The 15,622-nt window shown below is 73.2% G+C and carries 13 protein-coding genes and 1 pseudogene; 3 read left to right on the top strand and 11 right to left on the bottom strand.

The window, feature by feature from the left end; translation table 11 throughout:
* Positions 1-251 precede the first annotated feature (251 nt).
* Complete coding sequence (locus ABD330_RS27450) at positions 252-878, top strand: phosphatase PAP2 family protein (protein ID WP_344468695.1); 627 nt, start codon at positions 252-254, stop codon at positions 876-878.
* An 8-nt stretch (positions 879-886) separates the two neighbouring features.
* On the opposite strand, the gene ABD330_RS27445 is transcribed toward ABD330_RS27450, so the two are convergent.
* Positions 887-1,228: a DUF2218 domain-containing protein gene (locus tag ABD330_RS27445; RefSeq protein ID WP_344468694.1), complete on the bottom strand. Its 342-nt coding sequence runs from the start codon at positions 1,226-1,228 to the stop codon at positions 887-889.
* Positions 1,229-1,519: 291 nt separating this feature from the next.
* On the opposite strand from ABD330_RS27445, the pseudogene ABD330_RS27440 reads away from it, so the two are divergent.
* Positions 1,520-1,831: pseudogene (locus ABD330_RS27440) on the top strand (MarR family winged helix-turn-helix transcriptional regulator); the annotation flags it as partial.
* Between the two features lie 76 nt (positions 1,832-1,907).
* On the opposite strand, the gene ABD330_RS27435 reads toward ABD330_RS27440, so the two are convergent.
* A complete protein-coding gene (locus tag ABD330_RS27435; protein ID WP_344468714.1) occupies positions 1,908-2,864 on the bottom strand; it encodes an EamA family transporter in 957 nt (318 codons plus the stop codon).
* 178 nt (positions 2,865-3,042) lie between these two features.
* Here ABD330_RS27435 and ABD330_RS27430 point away from each other — a divergent pair, with 178 nt between their 5' ends.
* Positions 3,043-3,942, top strand: coding sequence for a LysR family transcriptional regulator (locus ABD330_RS27430; protein WP_344468693.1), 900 nt, complete (start codon positions 3,043-3,045; stop codon positions 3,940-3,942).
* 59 nt (positions 3,943-4,001) lie between these two features.
* Here ABD330_RS27430 and ABD330_RS27425 read toward each other — a convergent pair whose 3' ends face one another.
* The 9 genes from ABD330_RS27425 to ABD330_RS27385 all read right to left on the bottom strand — a co-directional run bounded on the left by ABD330_RS27425 (position 4,002) and on the right by ABD330_RS27385 (position 15,166).
* Complete coding sequence (locus tag ABD330_RS27425; protein WP_344468692.1) at positions 4,002-4,841, bottom strand: ZIP family metal transporter; 840 nt, start codon at positions 4,839-4,841, stop codon at positions 4,002-4,004.
* Positions 4,842-5,021: 180 nt separating this feature from the next.
* Positions 5,022-6,632 carry a restriction endonuclease gene (locus tag ABD330_RS27420; RefSeq protein ID WP_344468691.1) on the bottom strand — a complete coding sequence of 537 codons (1,611 nt, stop codon included), beginning with the start codon at positions 6,630-6,632 and terminating at the stop codon, positions 5,022-5,024.
* 201 nt (positions 6,633-6,833) lie between these two features.
* Positions 6,834-8,621: a hypothetical protein gene (locus ABD330_RS27415; protein ID WP_344468690.1), complete on the bottom strand. Its 1,788-nt coding sequence runs from the start codon at positions 8,619-8,621 to the stop codon at positions 6,834-6,836.
* A gap of 265 nt (positions 8,622-8,886) precedes the next feature.
* Positions 8,887-9,177, bottom strand: coding sequence for a cupin domain-containing protein (locus ABD330_RS27410; RefSeq protein ID WP_344468689.1), 291 nt, complete (start codon positions 9,175-9,177; stop codon positions 8,887-8,889).
* Between the two features lie 235 nt (positions 9,178-9,412).
* Positions 9,413-10,060: a YigZ family protein gene (locus ABD330_RS27405; protein ID WP_344468688.1), complete on the bottom strand. Its 648-nt coding sequence runs from the start codon at positions 10,058-10,060 to the stop codon at positions 9,413-9,415.
* Between the two features lie 117 nt (positions 10,061-10,177).
* Positions 10,178-11,467, bottom strand: a complete 1,290-nt coding sequence (locus ABD330_RS27400) for a DUF6986 family protein (RefSeq protein WP_344468687.1) — start codon at positions 11,465-11,467, stop codon at positions 10,178-10,180.
* Positions 11,468-11,601: 134 nt separating this feature from the next.
* Positions 11,602-13,179: a DUF2637 domain-containing protein gene (locus ABD330_RS27395; protein ID WP_344468686.1), complete on the bottom strand. Its 1,578-nt coding sequence runs from the start codon at positions 13,177-13,179 to the stop codon at positions 11,602-11,604.
* A gap of 161 nt (positions 13,180-13,340) precedes the next feature.
* Positions 13,341-13,994: a response regulator transcription factor gene (locus ABD330_RS27390; RefSeq protein ID WP_344468685.1), complete on the bottom strand. Its 654-nt coding sequence runs from the start codon at positions 13,992-13,994 to the stop codon at positions 13,341-13,343.
* Entirely contained in the window at positions 13,946-15,166 is a 1,221-nt protein-coding gene (locus ABD330_RS27385) for a sensor histidine kinase (RefSeq protein ID WP_344468684.1), read from the bottom strand. Before ABD330_RS27385 ends, ABD330_RS27390 begins: the two co-directional genes overlap by 49 nt.
* Positions 15,167-15,622: the final 456 nt, after the last annotated feature.

The raw sequence follows: 15,622 nt of genomic DNA, 5'->3' as shown, positions 1-15,622 counted from the left end.
CCGGGGTGAAGATGCTGTGCGGAAGCACGGAAGCTCCTCGGTCCGGCGGGGACCCTGACGTAGGGTCGTCACAGATGGACAGCACACCGCAACCCTCAGCGACACCGTCCACCGCTCCACCCGGGGTGGTGACGTCCGAGGACCGATCGACCGACCGTCCGGCCCACACCCCCCGGGGCGCGCGGAACGGCGATCACCCCAGCCGCCCCGGAGCTCTCCCCCCTGCTCCGGGGCGGCTCTCGCATGTCGTGGTGCCGCTGCTGCTGACGGGGCTGCTGGCCGTGATCTCCTGGCAGGTCGCCGTCGGCGGACCGCTGCTCGGGCTGGACCTGAGCGCCCGGCACGGCGTGCACGAGCTGCGCGGCTGGCTGGACAACCCCTGGGTCGACTACGGAGCGCGTGGTCTGGCCGATCTGGGCGGCGCCTTCCCCGCGATTCCCGTACTGCTCGCCGCCGCCGTGCTGGCCGCCCGGCGGCAGTGGCGGGCGGGCGGGCCGCGCTGGTGGCTGCCGCTGCCGGCGGCCGCGCTGGCCGCGGTGCTGATCCCGTTGCTGGTGGTACCGGCCAAGGCCTGGTTCGCCCGCCCGGGACCACTGGGCGAGACGGTCCGGGCCGGCGGGCTGGGCTGGTACCCGTCCGGACACACGGCCACCTCGGCGATCGCGTACGGGACGGCGGCGCTCCTCGTCGGCCGGACGCTCGCGAGCCCCGCGGCCCGGCGGTGGCTGTACGCGGCGACTGCGGCGGTCTGCTGCGGCGTGGGCGCCGGCCTGGTCTGGAGCGACTACCACTGGCTGCTGGACGTGACGGCCAGCTGGTGCCTGGCCGGGTCGGTGCTGTGGGCGCTGGACCGCCGGCTACCCGGTCCGGTCGGCTGACACACGGGTCACTCGCCGTCGGCGGGCGGCTCCTCGTTGCGGTGGACGAGACCGGGCTCGCCGTTGTCCCGCTGCCACTCGACCACCAGCTCGTCACGGGCTCCGAACCGCACCAGGTGACGGCCCACCACGTCCTCCAGCATCGGGAGGTCCTCGGCCGCCCCCTCCACGGTGAGCAGCAGGGCGCCCGGCTCGGCGACCAGGGTGCCGGTACCGGCCCTGAAGGTCAGCTCACCACGGCCGTCCTCCTCCGACCAGGCGGCCTCGATCTTGCGCCCGAGGTGGGCGGCCAGCTGCTTGCCGTAGCGGGCGGGGCGGTCGGTGGCCACGCGGGCCTGGGAAAGGGACATGCGGACTCCATTGTTGACAAGGGTTGTTGACAGGGGCTGTTTGCAGGGGCTGCCCACGGGGGCGCCGTGCTGACAGCGCCCCATCGACCGACACGGTAACCTGGATACTGAGTTTGGCTCAAGGTGTTATTAGATCCGTACCTCACGGTCCCCACGACTCCCGGTTGCACGGCTCCCGGGCTCGCAGTTCGCCCCGGGCCTGCCGCCGGGACACCGGACGGGGCCGATAACCTGGCCCCACCACCCTCCCCCAGCCTCCGGGCAGGGGCACCCCCTACCGGGAGCCCGCCGATGACCACCCCGCCGACCGAAACCGCCGCGGACCTCACCGACGCGCTGACCCGGGCGATGAAGCGGATCCGGCGGCAGACCATGCGGCAACTGGAGCCGCACGGCATCACCCCGGGCCAGGCCCGTGCGCTGCGCACCCTCGCGCACGCCCCCGGCTGCGAGGGCCGGGAGGCGATCCGGCTCAGCGAACTCGCCGACCGGCTGCACATCGCCCCCCGCTCGGCCACCACCGTGGTGGACGCCCTGGAGGAGGCCGGCCTGGTCGAGCGCACGCCGGACCCGGCGGACCGGCGCGCCGTCCGGGTCGTCCTGACCACGGCCGGGTACTCCGCGCTGGAGCGGATCGGCCAGGTCCGGCACGAGGTCGCCCAGGAGTACTTCGGGCCGGTCAGCCAGACCGACCAGGACGCACTGCTGCAGGCACTGCGGGTCGCCGAGGCCGCGTACGAGACCCGGCAGTGCCCGTCGGCCGCTGCGCGCCCCGGGCCCACCGAGGCCGCCGCAGCGCGGTGAGGCCGATCCCGGCGATCACCAGCACCGCCGCGCCGCCCGCCACCGCGCTGATCCGCTCGCCGAGCAGCAGCCAGGACGAGGACATCCCGAAGACCGGGACGAGCAGCGAGTACGGCGCGACGGCGGAGGCGTCGTAGGTCCGCAGCAGGAAGCTCCAGGCTACGAAGCCGAAGAGGGTGGACAGCAGCCCGACGTAAGCGAGTGCGCCGACACCGGTCGCCGTGATGCCGGTCAGCGCGCGCAGATCCGCCGTCGGACCTTCGACCAGCAGCGAGAGAGCGAGCAGCGGCAGCGGCGGGACGACGCTGATCCAGACCATCCAGCGCAGCGCGTCCGGCGGCGCCGCCCGGCGGGTCAGCACGTTGGACAGGCCCCAGAACGCCGCCGCGACGATCACCAGCACGAACGCCCCGGCCGGACCGCTCGGACCGGCGTCCGCGGCCGCCAGGCAGATCCCGGCGAAGGCGATCGCCAGCCCCGCGAGCCGGCGGCCGCTCAGGCGCTCGCGCAGCATCACGGTGGCGAACAGCGCGGTGAAGATCGCCTGGCTCTGCAACACCAGGGAGGAGAGCCCGGCCGGCATCCCGGCGTGCATCCCGAGGAAGAGCAGCCCGAACTTGACGATGCCGAGCGTGCAGCCCACCAGCAGGATCCAGCGCCAGGAGACCTTCGGGCGGCCGACGAAGAAGACGGCGGGCACGGCGACCACGGTGAACCGCAGCGCGCAGAACAGCAGCGGCGGGAAGTTCTCCAGGCCGACGTGGATCACCACGAAGTTCAGGCCCCAGACGGCGGCGACCAGGACCGCCAAGGCGATGTGGCGGGGCGTCATGGCGCCGGTGGCAGCGGCGGTGCCGGTGGCAGCTGTAGCGGTGGCGGCAGGAGCAGGAGCGATGGCGCCGGTGGCGGCGGTGGCAGTACGGGTGGTGGCTGGCATGGGTCGAGCATGGCCGTCCGGGACCGTGTAGCACCAGCGATGAGTTCTGGAGTACACCGTTTAGTATTGCTGCATGATGGATCTGGGACGGTTGCGGGCGCTGCGCGCGGTCGCGGTGCACGGCTCGGTCGGCGGGGCGGCGGCGGCTCTGGGGTTCACGCCCTCGGCGGTCTCCCAGCAGATCGCCAAACTGGAACGGGAGACCCGCACGGTCCTGCTGGAGCGGCAGGGCCGGGGGGTGGTGCTCACCGACGCCGCCCGCGAGCTCTCCGAGACGGCGCAGCGGGTGCTGGCCCTGGTCGAGCAGGCCGAGGTGACCCTGGAGGAGCAGCGCGGCCAGGCCGTCGGCCGCCTGCTGGTCGCCGCCTTCGCGACCGGCGCGCGCGGGCTGCTCCCGGGCGTACTCGCCGACCTGCGCGACCGCTGCCCCGAGCTGGACGTACGGCTGCTGGAGAGCGACCCCTACCCGGCCGCCGAGCTGGTGGCGCGCGGCGAGGTCGACCTGGCCCTCGTCCAGGACTGGCCGAACGTGCCACTGCCGGTCCAGGAGGGCCTGTCCCGGCTGGACCTCGGCAACGACCCGGTCGATGTCCTGCTGCGCGCCGAGGACCCGCTGGCCGAGCCGGCGGTCGTGCCGGTCGCGCGGCTGTGCGGGCAGCGCTGGATCAGCGTGCCGCCGGGCAACATCTGCCACGACTGGCTGGTGCGCACCATGCGGGAGGCCGGCGAGGAGCCCGACGTGCGCTACCAGGTCGGCGAGTTCCAGACCCAGATCGCGCTGATCGCGGCCGGGCTGGGGATCGGGCTGGTCCCCCGGCTGGGACGCGGTCCGCTGCCGCCCGGGGTGGTGGCCCGGCCGCTGTTGCCCGAACCCGCCCGGCGGGTCTTCGCGCTCTGGCGGACCCAGACCTCACGGCGGCCCGCGATCACAGCGGCGCTGACCGCCCTGCGGGAGCGCTGGGACGCGGGCTGAGACCGCCGGTCAGGGGACCCGTCGGTCGGGTGGTGAAGTCGGTCAGGTGGTGAAACCGGTCAGGTGGTGAAACCGATCACCAGCCACATGAACCCCACCCCCACCAGGGTGCAGAGCAGGGTGGCGCGGGACGGATGCGGGCTGTGGGCCTCGGGGAGGATGTCCGAGGTCGCCAGGTAGAGCAGGAACCCGGCGAAGAAGCCCAGGTAGAGGCCGAGCACGTGCTCCGGGATGGAGAACAGCAGCGTGATGCCCGCGCCGGTGACGGGCGCCAGCGCGTCCGCGCCCAGCAGGGCCAGCGCGCGGCGGCGGTCGTTCCCGTACATCCGGGTGATGGTGTAGGTGTTGAACCCGTCCGCGAAGTCGTGCGCGACGACCGCGATCGCCACCGCCGTGCCGACGGTGCCGCCCGCCTGGAACGCGGCGCCGATCGCGAAGCCGTCCATCAGGCTGTGCCCGACCAGCGCCCCCGCCGCCGCGAGGCCGACCCCCGGTCTTCGGTCCTGACCGTGCGCGCCGCCGTGCGCACCGCTGGAAGCGCGGCCGTGGGAATGACCGTGCGAGTGGGCGTGCGAATGGGCGTGGGCGTGGCTGTGCGCGCGGCCGTGGGTGTGGGCCGCATACTCGTCCTCGTGTCCCCGGTGGATCGCCACGGCGCGCTCCACTATGTGGATCGCCAGGAAGCCGGCCGCGAACATCAGCAGCGCCTGCGGTACGCCGTGCAGCTCGCCCGGCGCGGCCCGGATCGCCTCGGGGAGGAGGTCGAAGGCGACCACCCCGAGCATCAGCCCGGCCGCCAGGCCGAGGACCAGGTGCCGCCGGTCCCCCGTGCGCTGAGCGACGAAACCGCCGATCAGGGTCATCAGGAAGGCACCGGCGGCGACGAGTATCGCGGTCATCCCAACCCTCCCGCCAGAGCGCGACCGGGTCGCGTCGTGCTGCCTCGTGCCGCGTACCGCCAGCCTGTCCGGCCGGGCGGTACGCCGCGCGCGGGCTGGGCTGTCGGGGTGACGGCCCGGTGGTGCGCGGCCGGGTGCTGCACCGCCGGGTGCTGCACGGCCGGGCGGTGCGCGGTTGCCTCAATCCCCGACCGAGAAGGGCAGGCCGAGGTGGGTACTGGTCAGTTCCCGCACGCCGTCGCCGTCGACCAGGTGGATCTGCTCGTACGCCTCGCCACCCGCCAGATCGAGGGCCGCCTCGGTGAACCGCCCGCAGGTGAGCCTCAGGCCACGGTCCGCCCCCTCCTCGCGCACCGCGTCCAGCAGGGTGTGCAGCTCCTGCTCCCCCACCGGTGACACTCCTCGGGACGCCCAGACCACCCAGCGGCCCGGCAGCCCGCTGCCCGGACCGCCCGCCCCCGTGGCGACCAGCCCGGCCGGCCCGCGCAGCCGGACGCTCCAGTCGGCCAGACCGCCCCGGGTGAGCAGCTCCCTGACCAGGTGGGCGAACTCGTTCGAGGACAGGTCCGCCGCGCTCGGGACGGCGGGGCCCGCGGTGCCGCTGGGCTCCACGCCGGCCGGCGCGTACGGGTCGGGGGTGACCACGGCGGCGAGCTCGCGCAGCCGGACCAGCGCTTCGTCCTGCTCCGCGTCGGTGTAGACGCCCTCGCCCGGGCCCTGCTCGTGCACGGGCTGGTCGGGCGGGAGCAGCCGGGTGCGGGCGAGCGCGTCGCGGTCGGCGTCCACGCTGAGCAGGCAGACCGGCTCGTCCTCCGGGGTCGGCCGCAGCCAGCCGTTGAGCACGACACCGGTCAGTATCCCGTCGGTGTCGACGGCGTCCGCCGCCTGGAGCGCCCGCAGCGCCAGCCGGGCCGCCAGCCGGAGATAGTCGGACACCCGGTCGGCCGCCGGACGGGGCACGGGGTCGATCTCACCCTCGGGCGTGAGCCGGTACCCGGCGAGCGACGGGACGAGGTCGAGCGGCGGCAGGTCCAGATCGAGGATCGCCGTCCGGGTGAGCGGCCGGAAGAGCGCGCGGCAGGACGCCGGCAGGTCCTGGGTGGAGCCCTCCGCCGCCGCCAGGGCCCGCTCCAGCAGGGACTCCACGGCGGCGGGCTCGGCCAACCGGTACGCCCGCCGGCACTCCTCCAGGCTGTCGTTGTACTCGCGGACGGCCCTGGCCCGGGCCTGCTCCGCCTGCTCGTGTACCTCCCGGGCCGCCGCCAGGCCGGAGTCGGCCGCCTCGGCGTGCTTGCTGCGCCACTCGCGCAGGTCGCGCTGGTGGCGCAGCCGGGCCTGGGCCAGCTCGCGCTGGTATCCGGAGTCCAGCAAGCGCCGGGACGGCGCCTCCGAGGGGTCGGCGCCGGGCGGGCCGGACGGTGCGTAGTCCTGCCAGCGCGGTTCGGCTTCACCGCCGGACTCCCGCTCGCCCGCCGGGTACGGACGCGGCTCGTAACTGCGCAGCTGGCTCTCGAAGTCCATCGCGGAGACCGGCAGCGCGGAGCGCCGGAGCAGGTCGGCCAGCCGCTCGTGCTCCGCCTGCACCGTCAGCGTCCGATGGTGCGTCAGCGCGGCCGCCCGGCCGTGGGCGGCGACGCCGTCGTCGGCCCCCTCGCTCTCGGTCAGGCGCTGCCCGGGGACGACCCGCTGCTCGGGAACGTCCGCCCCGAGGTCGCGGAAGACCGAGGCGAGGAAGCCCGGCTGGAGGGTGGTGGCAGTACCGTCCGGCCGGCCCTCGGGTGAGTACTGCATCGGCGGTCGTTCCCCCATGCTCGTCCGGTGTGCTCGACGGGCCCGCTGGGCAGTGCCCCCTGCGGGAGGCCGTGGCGTGGCGAGCCCTGCCCAGCATTGTCCACCGTAACGGCGCCCGGGGTCAGCCAAGCGCTCCAGTTGACCCCGGCCGCCGGTCGGGCGGGGGTGATGCCGACGACGGCCGCGTGGCCGGACGCCGGGTCAGTTCGTCCGGGTGTTGGTCAGGTGCAGCCCGATGTAGCCGACGTAGATCCGGCCGCTGCCGGAGCAGTCGTCCAGGTAGTGCAGCCGGGGGGCCGTCCGGCCGCCACCGATCCGCAGGTGCGCGCCCATGAACGCGCGGCGTGAGGAGTCGACGCACTCCGGCACCGGGAGCATCCGCTCGCGCTTCCACTTGGCGTGGCTCTCGACCGTCCGGGACTCGCCCCGGACGGCCTTGCGCGGCGGGAAGTGGTGGCAGCCGGCCGGGGTGTGCTCGCACCACTGCTTGAAGTCGCCGTGGGCCTCACCCCGGACGGCGGCGGCCGCGTACTCCTGGAGGGCCGTCAGGCCCTCCCAGGCCAGCCGGGCCCAGCCGGCGCCGGAGCACTGGCCGTCCAGCGCGAGCGCCTCCTTCTGGTCCCCGGTGAACTCCAGCAGTGGGAACTCACGGAACCGGCCGACCAGTTCACCGAAGTTGGCGGGCGCGCCGTCCTCCTCGGCCCGGGCGTCGGCGGCCAGCCTGGCCCGGTCCACCGCGTCCGGACCGGCGACGGTGCAGAGCCGGCCGCTCAGCACCCGGACCTGCGCGCTGACATGCCGCAGCGCGGCGTACTGCTCGTCGTTCTCGGCCAGCAGCCGGTGCTCGCGGCGCCGGGAACGGTAGAGGCTGTGCCGGACCCGCTGGAGCTCGTCCGCCCGGACCTGGTGCTCCGCCAGGTCGGTGGCCTCGGGCGGGCCCGGGCGAGCGGACGGACTTGCGCCGGTGGTGCGCTTGGGCTCGGGCGGCACCCGGAAGACCGGGACGGCGGCGAGCGGCACCGGCACCGGGAGCTCGGCCGCCGCGCGGCGGGGCTCCCGGGCGATCAGGGAGGCCGCGCGGCGGACGTCCTCCTCTATCCGGTGACGGGGCATCACCGGATGCCTGGCGCCGTCGTGCCGGGAGGCCGGGTCGACCTCGGGCAGGTAGGTGCGGACCGCGCCGCCGTACACCTTGTGGTACTCCAGCGCGACGTTGAAGAGCGGCAGCGCGGCGTGGTCCAGCACGTACAGCACGGCCAGACCGCTGAGGTGGCGCATCAGCGGGCGGGCCGTCTCGGCCAGCCAGGCCTCGACCGAGGCGGCGGGCGGCACGCTCGCCACCACCGTCGGCAGGCGGCGCTCGGGGTCGCACAGCTCGTCGATCAGTGTGTCCACCCCGGCCGGGGTGACGAGCCTGGGCAGCGGGCCCACCACGGCGGGGCCGTCGGTGGCGTCGAGCAGGGCGAGCAGCGAGCGGGCCACGTCCGGTACGGGGACCCGGCCGACCGGCCGGACCCCGGCACCGGTCGGCAGGTGCTCGGCCTCCACCCGGATCCAGGTCTGCCGGTCGGCCACGGTGGAGCCTTCCGAGCCGGCGGGCGGCGGGGCGGACGCGGATGCCGCCGTGGCGATGGTGACGGTCAGCTGGTGGGTGCCGTGCGGGACCGGAGTGCGGAGGCGGCGGCGGGTGTAGCGGCCGCCGTGGGCCGGGCTCTGCGGCGGGGGGCCCTCGGCCAGTGGGCCGTTGTCCCGGTCGAGCAGGACGCGGGTGCCGGGGCGGAGCCGCTCCGCGCCGGGGGTCACGGCGGCGGGCGGGGGCTCCTCGCAGCCCTCCTGCTTCAGCCAGGCGGTCAGTAGTTGATCTGCGAGGGCGACCACGTCCTGATGCGGCCCGGTACTGGCGACCGTCATCCGGTAGGGCACCGACTGGCCGAACCTGCCCAGGGCGTCTGGTGGTTGCTCTTTGAACGGGGTGTGCTCCGGAGTCATGCGAGGTACCTCCCGTGGTGCGGTGGTGGGGTCTGGATTCCTCCATCGATGGGTCGGTCGTCCGGCTCCGCCCGGCAGGTGCCGGGTATGGATCCTTGCCGGGAAAACGCAAGAGCCCGGAGCGGAAGTTCCAACTCCGGGCATGGTTAATTCGTTCGAGTGTCATCCAGACTTCGCCCCACCGCGAGAGCGATGGTGTGCCGACGGCGGGGCGGACCGGGCGGGGCTCTGGGCCGGGACAGCAACCAGGACCCGGAACCGGTGCTCAGCGGCTCCACTGCGGGGCCGGCGCGTCCACCGCGAGCGGACTTCCCTCGGGGGCGTCGTACAAGGCCGCCAGCACCACCGGCACGCTTCCGAGGTTGCGCCCGATGTGCACGAACTCCGGGCCGGCCTCCTCGACCAGCCCCTCCCCCGGGCTGCTGACCACGACCGATCCGTCGGCCAGCGTGCGGGTCAGCACGCCGGAGAGGACCATCACCTGGACCCGCCCGGGGTGGTAGTGCCAACCAGTGCTGGCCCCCGGTGCGAGCGTGATGGTCTGGACTACGGGCATCGCTGGTTCCGGCTCCTGGGTCGGCGGCGGCCCAAGGCTATCCAGCCGTCCGAACATACCGGAACCCTCTGTGTGACATTGTCCGAAACAGGCCCAGCCACCGACCAGAGGGGCTAACCTGCCCCGCCGACGCTGCGACTCCGCCGACCCCTGCTGCCTCAGCTGCCCCTGCTGCCTCTGCTGCCTCTGCTGCGCTTGCCGACTCCGCAGCCCCCGCCGCCGTGTCCGCCCGGACTCAGACCGGCACCTCGACGAAGGTCCGCCCGGCCGCCACCGCCACCGCTCCCCCGCCGGTGGCCTCCGCCAGCCAGGTGTGAAACGCCGTCACCTCCGGCTCCGGCACACCGACCTCGATCCGGACTCCGGCCGGCTCGTACGCCAGGCCGCGCACCGCATAGCCCGCCGCCCGCAGGTCGTTCTCCAGCCGTCCCGCCCGGGTGTGGTCGGCGGCGACCGCGAGCAGCGCGACCGGGCGGCGCTCCAGCAGTCCGACGGCGTCCACCGCTTCGGACACCGCGCCGCCGTACGCCCGGACCAGGCCGCCGGCACCCAGTTTGATCCCGCCGAAGTACCGGGTGACCACCGCGACGGTGTCGGTCAGCCCGCGCCGCCGCAGCACCTCCAGCATCGGCACCCCCGCCGTGCCACCGGGTTCACCGTCGTCACTGGAACGCTCGCGCGGGTGCTCGCCGCCGACCACGAAGGCGGTGCAGTTGTGCCGGGCGTCCCAGTACTGCCTCCGGATGCCCGCGACGAAGGCCTGCGCCTCGTCCTCGTCGGCGACCCGGGCGAGATGGCAGATAAACCGGGACTTCTTGACCTCGGTCTCGTGGCTGCCGGAGCCACGAATGGTCAGGTACGGCTTCGCGCTCGGCTCCGACATGGCGCGGTGACTCTCCAAACACGAAAAAGCTGGCGGGGTCGTGGACGACCCCGCCAGCTTAGACCGGTCGGTAGCTTGGACCGGTCGGCCCTCACGGCCTTGTCCGGGCGACGGCCGTCAGCGGCCGGCCAACGCGTCGAGCTGCTTGCGGTCCAGGCCGGTGAGCCCGGTGACCTCGGCCTGGTCGACCGCCCCGCAGTCGAGGCCGCGCAGCAGGTAGCCACTGAGCGCCTTGGCCGTGGCGGGCTCGTCCATCACGTCACCACCGGCCTTGGCGACGTACGCGGCCAGCCGGGCGGCGGCGGCCTGCAGGCCCTCGCGGTAGAAGGTGTAGACGGCGACGTACCGGGTCGGCAGGTGCGCCGGGTGCATGTCCCAGCCCTGGTAGTACGCACGGGCCAGCGAACGGCGGACCAGGTCGTGGTGCAGCTTCCAGGCGGCGTGCACCTGCTCGGTCGAACCGGTCGGGATCACGTTGGTCGAGCCGTCCGAGAGCCGCACGCCCGTACCCGCCGCGGCGACCTGCATGACGGCCTTCGCGTGGTCGGCGACGGGGTGGTCCATGCTCTGGTAGGCGGCGCTGACCCCGCAGGAGGCGCTGTAGTCGAAGGTGCCGTAGTGCAGACCGGTGGCCCGGCCCTCGGCGGCCTCGATCATCCGGGCCACCGTCGCCCGGCCGTCCGCACCGAGGATCGCCTGGGTGGTCTCGATCTGGATCTCGAAGCCGATCCGCTTCGCGGGGAGCCCGGCACGCGCCTCGAAGTCCTCCAGCAGCCGGACCAGTGCGGTGACCTGCTCGACGTACGTCACCTTGGGCAGCGTGAGCACCAGGCCCTCGGGCAGACCGCCCTCGGCGAGCAGCGTCGACAGGAAGAGTTCGAGGGTGCGGATGCCACGGTCGCGGACCGCCGCCTCCATGCACTTGATCCGGATGCCGATGTACGGCGGCGCGGTGCCGTCCGCCACCGCCGCGGAGACCAGCCGGGCCGTACGGACGGCGGCCGCGTCCTCCTCGGCGTCCGGGCGGGGGCCGTAGCCGTCCTCGAAGTCGATCCGCAGGTCCTCGACCGGCTCGCGCTCCAGCTTGGCGCGGACCCGGGCGTGCACGTCGGCGAGCAGTTCGTCCACCGGGACGCCCAGGGCTGCGGCCAGCTCCGCCGGGGTGCCCGCGTGGGCGTCGAACGCCGTCAGGGCCGCCCGGCCCCAGCTCTGCACGGTGTCGGCCTCGAAGGCGTCGGCCGGCACGTAGACGGTGTGGACCGGCTGGCGGGTGCTCGGCTCACCCGGGTACCGGGCCGCCAGCTCGGCGTCGACCGGCGCGAGCAGCGCGTCCACGGCAGCCCGGGCGGCACCGGAGAACGACGCCCCGCTCTCGGACTGACTGCCGTCCACCTCGACCTGCGACATCCGGGCTCCTCCACACTGCAGTCATTCAACAGATTGTTGATGCGAAGGTAACGGCGGCTGCCCGGACACGTCAATGCCCGCTCACCGGCCGGACGGACCTGGCCGGTGAGCGGGCAGAGGTGGAGCCGGACGGGTCAGTCCCGCCCGGAGTCGGCGTAGCGGGCCCGCAGGCGCGGCAGGATCTTCTCCAGCTCGGCCGGGTTCACCGCACCGTCGGGACGCGAACCGACCACCCCGAACTCCATGGTGAGGTGCTCGGCGAGGCTCTGGACGTCGGGCTCGTGGCCGTACTGGTCGATGTAGCCGACCAGCGCCTGGAAGCACACGTCCGGGTCGAGGGGCTCGACGGCCTGACGCCGGTCGCCCTCGGAGCGGCCGCTCTGACGCGGGGCGTTGGCGGCGCCCTCGTCGATCACCTCGATGTCGGCGGGCTCGACCGTGGCCAGAGCCGAGGTGTCCTCGGAGTGCCCGAGCTGTTCGAGCCGGACCGGCCGGTGGCCGATCGACGCCTGTGCCACCGCGACCGCCGCGACCGGTGCCGGCTGCGCTGCGGGTCGCGCTGCGGCGGGGGCCTGCGCCGGGCCCGGAGCGGGCGCGGCGGCCCGCAGCGGGACCGGCGCCGGGGCGCCTTCGTCCGACCCCGGCCGCAGGGGGCGCGGCGGCTTGAACCAGGGCGAGGCCTGACCGGGGACGCGCGCCGTGTGAGCTGCCTGCGCATGCGGGGAGTGGGCCGGGACGGCCCGAGCCATCCACACGTTGAGCTCCGGCTGCGGCGGCAGCGGGGCAGCGTCCTCGGCGTGGGCCGGCTCCTGCGCGTCCCGCAGCCGGACAGCCGCGAGCCTGGCGAGCGTGGGCACTGCCACGGCCGCGTCGACCGCCGTGGCGGTCGGCGCGGCGGCGGGCGCGGCGGCAGGACCAGCGGCGGCCGGGGCCGCGAGAGGCGACTGCGCCGTGGGGCCGACCGCTGCCACCGGCTGGGCGACGGGCTGGGCAAGAGTCTGCGCGGCAGGCTGGGCAACGGGCTGGATCTCCAGCGGGCCGTCGATCCGGTCCAGGATCGTCGGATCCAGCGGCACGCCGTACTTGGCGAGCTTCAGCGGCAGCAGAGCCTGGAACGGAGCCGACCGACGCCACCCCCGGCCGTAGCGGAAGCGCAGCTGAGCCCGGTACACCAGACGGTTCTGTTCGAGTCGCACGGTCTCGTCGTAGGAGCGCAGCTCCCAGAGCTTCATCCGGCGCCAGAGCCGGAAGGTCGGGACGGGCGACAGCAGCCAGCGCATCAACCGGACCGACTCCATGTGCCGGTCCGCGGTGATGTCCGCGATCCTGCCGACCGCGTGCCGAGAGGCCTCGACCACGACGACGAAGAGCACCGGGATCACCGCGTGCATCGCCATCCCGAGCGCGTCGCCCCAGGAGGCCGCCGCGTTGAAGGCGATGGTGGCTGCTGTGAGGAGCCATGCGGTCTGCCGCAGCAGCGGGAACGGTATCCGGAGCCAGGTCAGGACCAGGTCCAGCGCGAGCAGCACCACGATGCCCGCGTCCACCCCGATCGGGAAGGCATAGGCGAACGTGCCGAAGCCCTTGTGCAGGGCCAGCTCACGTACAGCGTTGTAGGAACCCGCGAAGCCGATGCCCGAGATGAGGCAGGCGCCGGCTGCGACCAGACCGAGCAGGACCCGGTGGGCGCGGGTAAGGGATGGACGTGCCATTCGTTGATCAACCCCTGGGATTCGGCTGCTGCCGTACGCGACCGTTGTGCTGCCGGGTCCGCCCTTGCCGAGGGCGGGATCACCGCACCATCGACCGTCTCGGCCCACCGGATATTACTCGCACACCGGTTTGAGTACTGCGTCCGCCCAGGGCTGCCGGACTACACCGGAACGCCGTTGAGGTGCGCCAACACCGCCAGGACACGGCGGTTGGCGTCCTCGGCGGGCACCAGTTCCAACTTGGTGAAGATATTGGCAATGTGTTTGGCGACAGCACCATCACTGATGATCAGTCGGCTGGAGATGGCCGAGTTCGAGCACCCCTCGGCCATCAGTTCCAGCACCTCCCGCTCGCGGGGCGAGAGGCGCTGGAGAGGCTGCGAGTGGGCCCGGCTCTGCATCAACTTGGCGATGACGTCGGGATCCATCGCCGTACCGCCGGCCGCCACCCGCCTGACCGCGTCGATGAACTGCTCCGCATTGAACACCCGGTCCTTCAGCAGATACCCGACCCCGCCGGTGCCGTCCGCCAACAGCTCGCGCGCGTAGAGCTGCTGGACGTGCTGCGACAGCACCAGGACGGGCAGTGCCGGGATCTGACGCCGGGCGGCCAGCGCCGCCTGCAGACCTTCGTCCGTCAGGGTCGGAGGCAGCCGTACATCCACCACAGCGACGTCGGGCCGGTGCTCCAACAAGGCCTCCAGCAGGTCGGGACCGGTCTCGACCGCTGCCGCGATGGTGAATCCATGCGCCTCCAGCAGGCGGATCAGGCCTTCTCGAAGGAGGTAGAGGTCCTCGGCGAGGACAACGCGCACGGCAACTCCATGGTGATGGTCGTCGGGCCGCCCGGCGGGCTGCTGAGCGAGAGGACACCGTCGAAGGCGCCCAGCCTACGTTCGATGCCGCGCAGCCCGCTGCCGCGCTCGGGGCGTGCCCCGCCGTGCCCGTCGTCCGTCACGGTGATCCGCAACTGACCGGCCCGGAAAAGGATGTCGACCCAGGCCTGTCCCGCGCCGGAGTGCTTGGCGACGTTGGCCAGCAACTCGCTGACGCAGAAGTACGCGGCCGACTCCACCGGAGCCTCCGGCCGGGCCGGGAGACTCACCGTCACCTCCGTGCTGAGGGAGCCGTCCAGGGCAAGCTCCCGAACCGCATCACCCAACCCCCGCTCGGCCAGGACGGGCGGGTGGATCCCCCTGACCAGATCACGCAGCTCCTGGAGCGCCTTCGCCGAAGACTGCCTTGCCTCGACCAACAGCTGACGGGCCGCAGGCGCGTCGGTGTCCATCAGGTGCTCGATCGTCCCCAGCGTCATCCCGATCGCCACCAGACGGGCCTGGGCACCGTCGTGCAGGTCCCGCTCGATCCGGCGGAGCTCGGCGGCCTGGCCGCCGACAGCATCGGCGCGGGTCGTGGTGAGGTACTCCACCCGCTTGGCCAGCCGGACCTTCTCCGAAGCCTGGGAACTGAGTGCCCGGTGCATCCACTCGCCGTAGAACCGGAGCGCGTGCGGCGCGACCCACAGGCTCGCGGCCACGAGCCCCAGAGCGAAGACCAGCTGCACGAGCTCCCCGAGGGTCTCACGCGCGTGGAAGTAGTAGACGCCGCCGCTGTAGAGCTCCGCCAGATCGACGGCCGCCATCAGTGCGCCGAAGGCCAACAACCCGACCGTGGGCACTGCCAGGAGCGTCACGGCAACCGCGTTGCCCGCCAGCCACCTGACGTCCCGCCAGGTTTCCGGATCGCCTGTCACCTCCCGCACGAAGAGCGCCGATTCGGCCGTGCGCTTCTGGCGGTAGTACGAGTGACCCGTCCACCAGTGCCCACGCTCGTCCTGCGTCAGCGCGGGCATGGAACGGTACCGCTTCGGGATGACCAGCCCGAACCACTCCTGTGCCCAGCGCCGTGACTGGGCGGAGTGAGTGCGGCTCCACCACAGGAGAGCGACCGGCCACGAGATCAACCCGGCGAGAGCGAACAGCGTCACCCTCGACCCCCTGGCCGAATCCATCACCAGCGACACGGAGGCCAGCGCCCAGATCCCCAGCACAACAGGCCCGATCCCCGCCTGCACACCCACCTGGAGGCAGCGCCACTGAGCCAACAGGCCTGCCACTGCACGGTCTCGGTACTGCCCCGCCCAATGAGCGGCGGTCGGCACGGTCTGACTCGTCATGTGCACCTCTTCAACTTCAACTCACGGTCTCTCTGGCCCGGAGATCAGTCTGTCGGGGCCGGCCGTCCAGAGCAGTAGCCTCTGGACCCGACTTTCAGGTGGACCTAGCACCACCCTCAGCCCTGTACCTGCCGCCGGTGTCGAGCGCGGGACGGTTTTCGACAACAGGTCCGGACATGCAAATGACCCCCCATCCGTTCCCGGATGAGGGGTCATTTGTGAATAATTGTTCGGCGGCGTCCTACTCTCCCACAGGGTCCCCCCTGC

Source organism: Kitasatospora kazusensis (assembly GCF_039529945.1).
In the GTDB taxonomy this organism is placed as follows: Bacteria; Actinomycetota; Actinomycetes; order Streptomycetales; family Streptomycetaceae; genus Kitasatospora; species Kitasatospora kazusensis.
Note: the sequence above shows the minus strand (reverse complement) of the source record. Positions and strands in the feature narration are given on the sequence as shown.

Excerpts from the sequence above, each read along its gene's own strand:
- ABD330_RS27395 (WP_344468686.1), bottom strand. The coding sequence starts at position 13,179 with ATGGCACGTCCATCCCTTACCCGCGCCCACCGGGTCCTGCTCGGTCTG.
- ABD330_RS27415 (WP_344468690.1), bottom strand. The coding sequence starts at position 8,621 with ATGACTCCGGAGCACACCCCGTTCAAAGAGCAACCACCAGACGCCCTG.
- ABD330_RS27435 (WP_344468714.1), bottom strand. The coding sequence starts at position 2,864 with ATGACGCCCCGCCACATCGCCTTGGCGGTCCTGGTCGCCGCCGTCTGG.
- ABD330_RS27430 (WP_344468693.1), top strand. The coding sequence starts at position 3,043 with ATGATGGATCTGGGACGGTTGCGGGCGCTGCGCGCGGTCGCGGTGCAC.
- ABD330_RS27420 (WP_344468691.1), bottom strand. The coding sequence starts at position 6,632 with ATGCAGTACTCACCCGAGGGCCGGCCGGACGGTACTGCCACCACCCTC.
- ABD330_RS27405 (WP_344468688.1), bottom strand. The coding sequence starts at position 10,060 with ATGTCGGAGCCGAGCGCGAAGCCGTACCTGACCATTCGTGGCTCCGGC.
- ABD330_RS27410 (WP_344468689.1), bottom strand. The coding sequence starts at position 9,177 with ATGCCCGTAGTCCAGACCATCACGCTCGCACCGGGGGCCAGCACTGGT.
- ABD330_RS27445 (WP_344468694.1), bottom strand. The coding sequence starts at position 1,228 with ATGTCCCTTTCCCAGGCCCGCGTGGCCACCGACCGCCCCGCCCGCTAC.
- ABD330_RS27425 (WP_344468692.1), bottom strand. The coding sequence starts at position 4,841 with ATGACCGCGATACTCGTCGCCGCCGGTGCCTTCCTGATGACCCTGATC.
- ABD330_RS27400 (WP_344468687.1), bottom strand. The coding sequence starts at position 11,467 with ATGTCGCAGGTCGAGGTGGACGGCAGTCAGTCCGAGAGCGGGGCGTCG.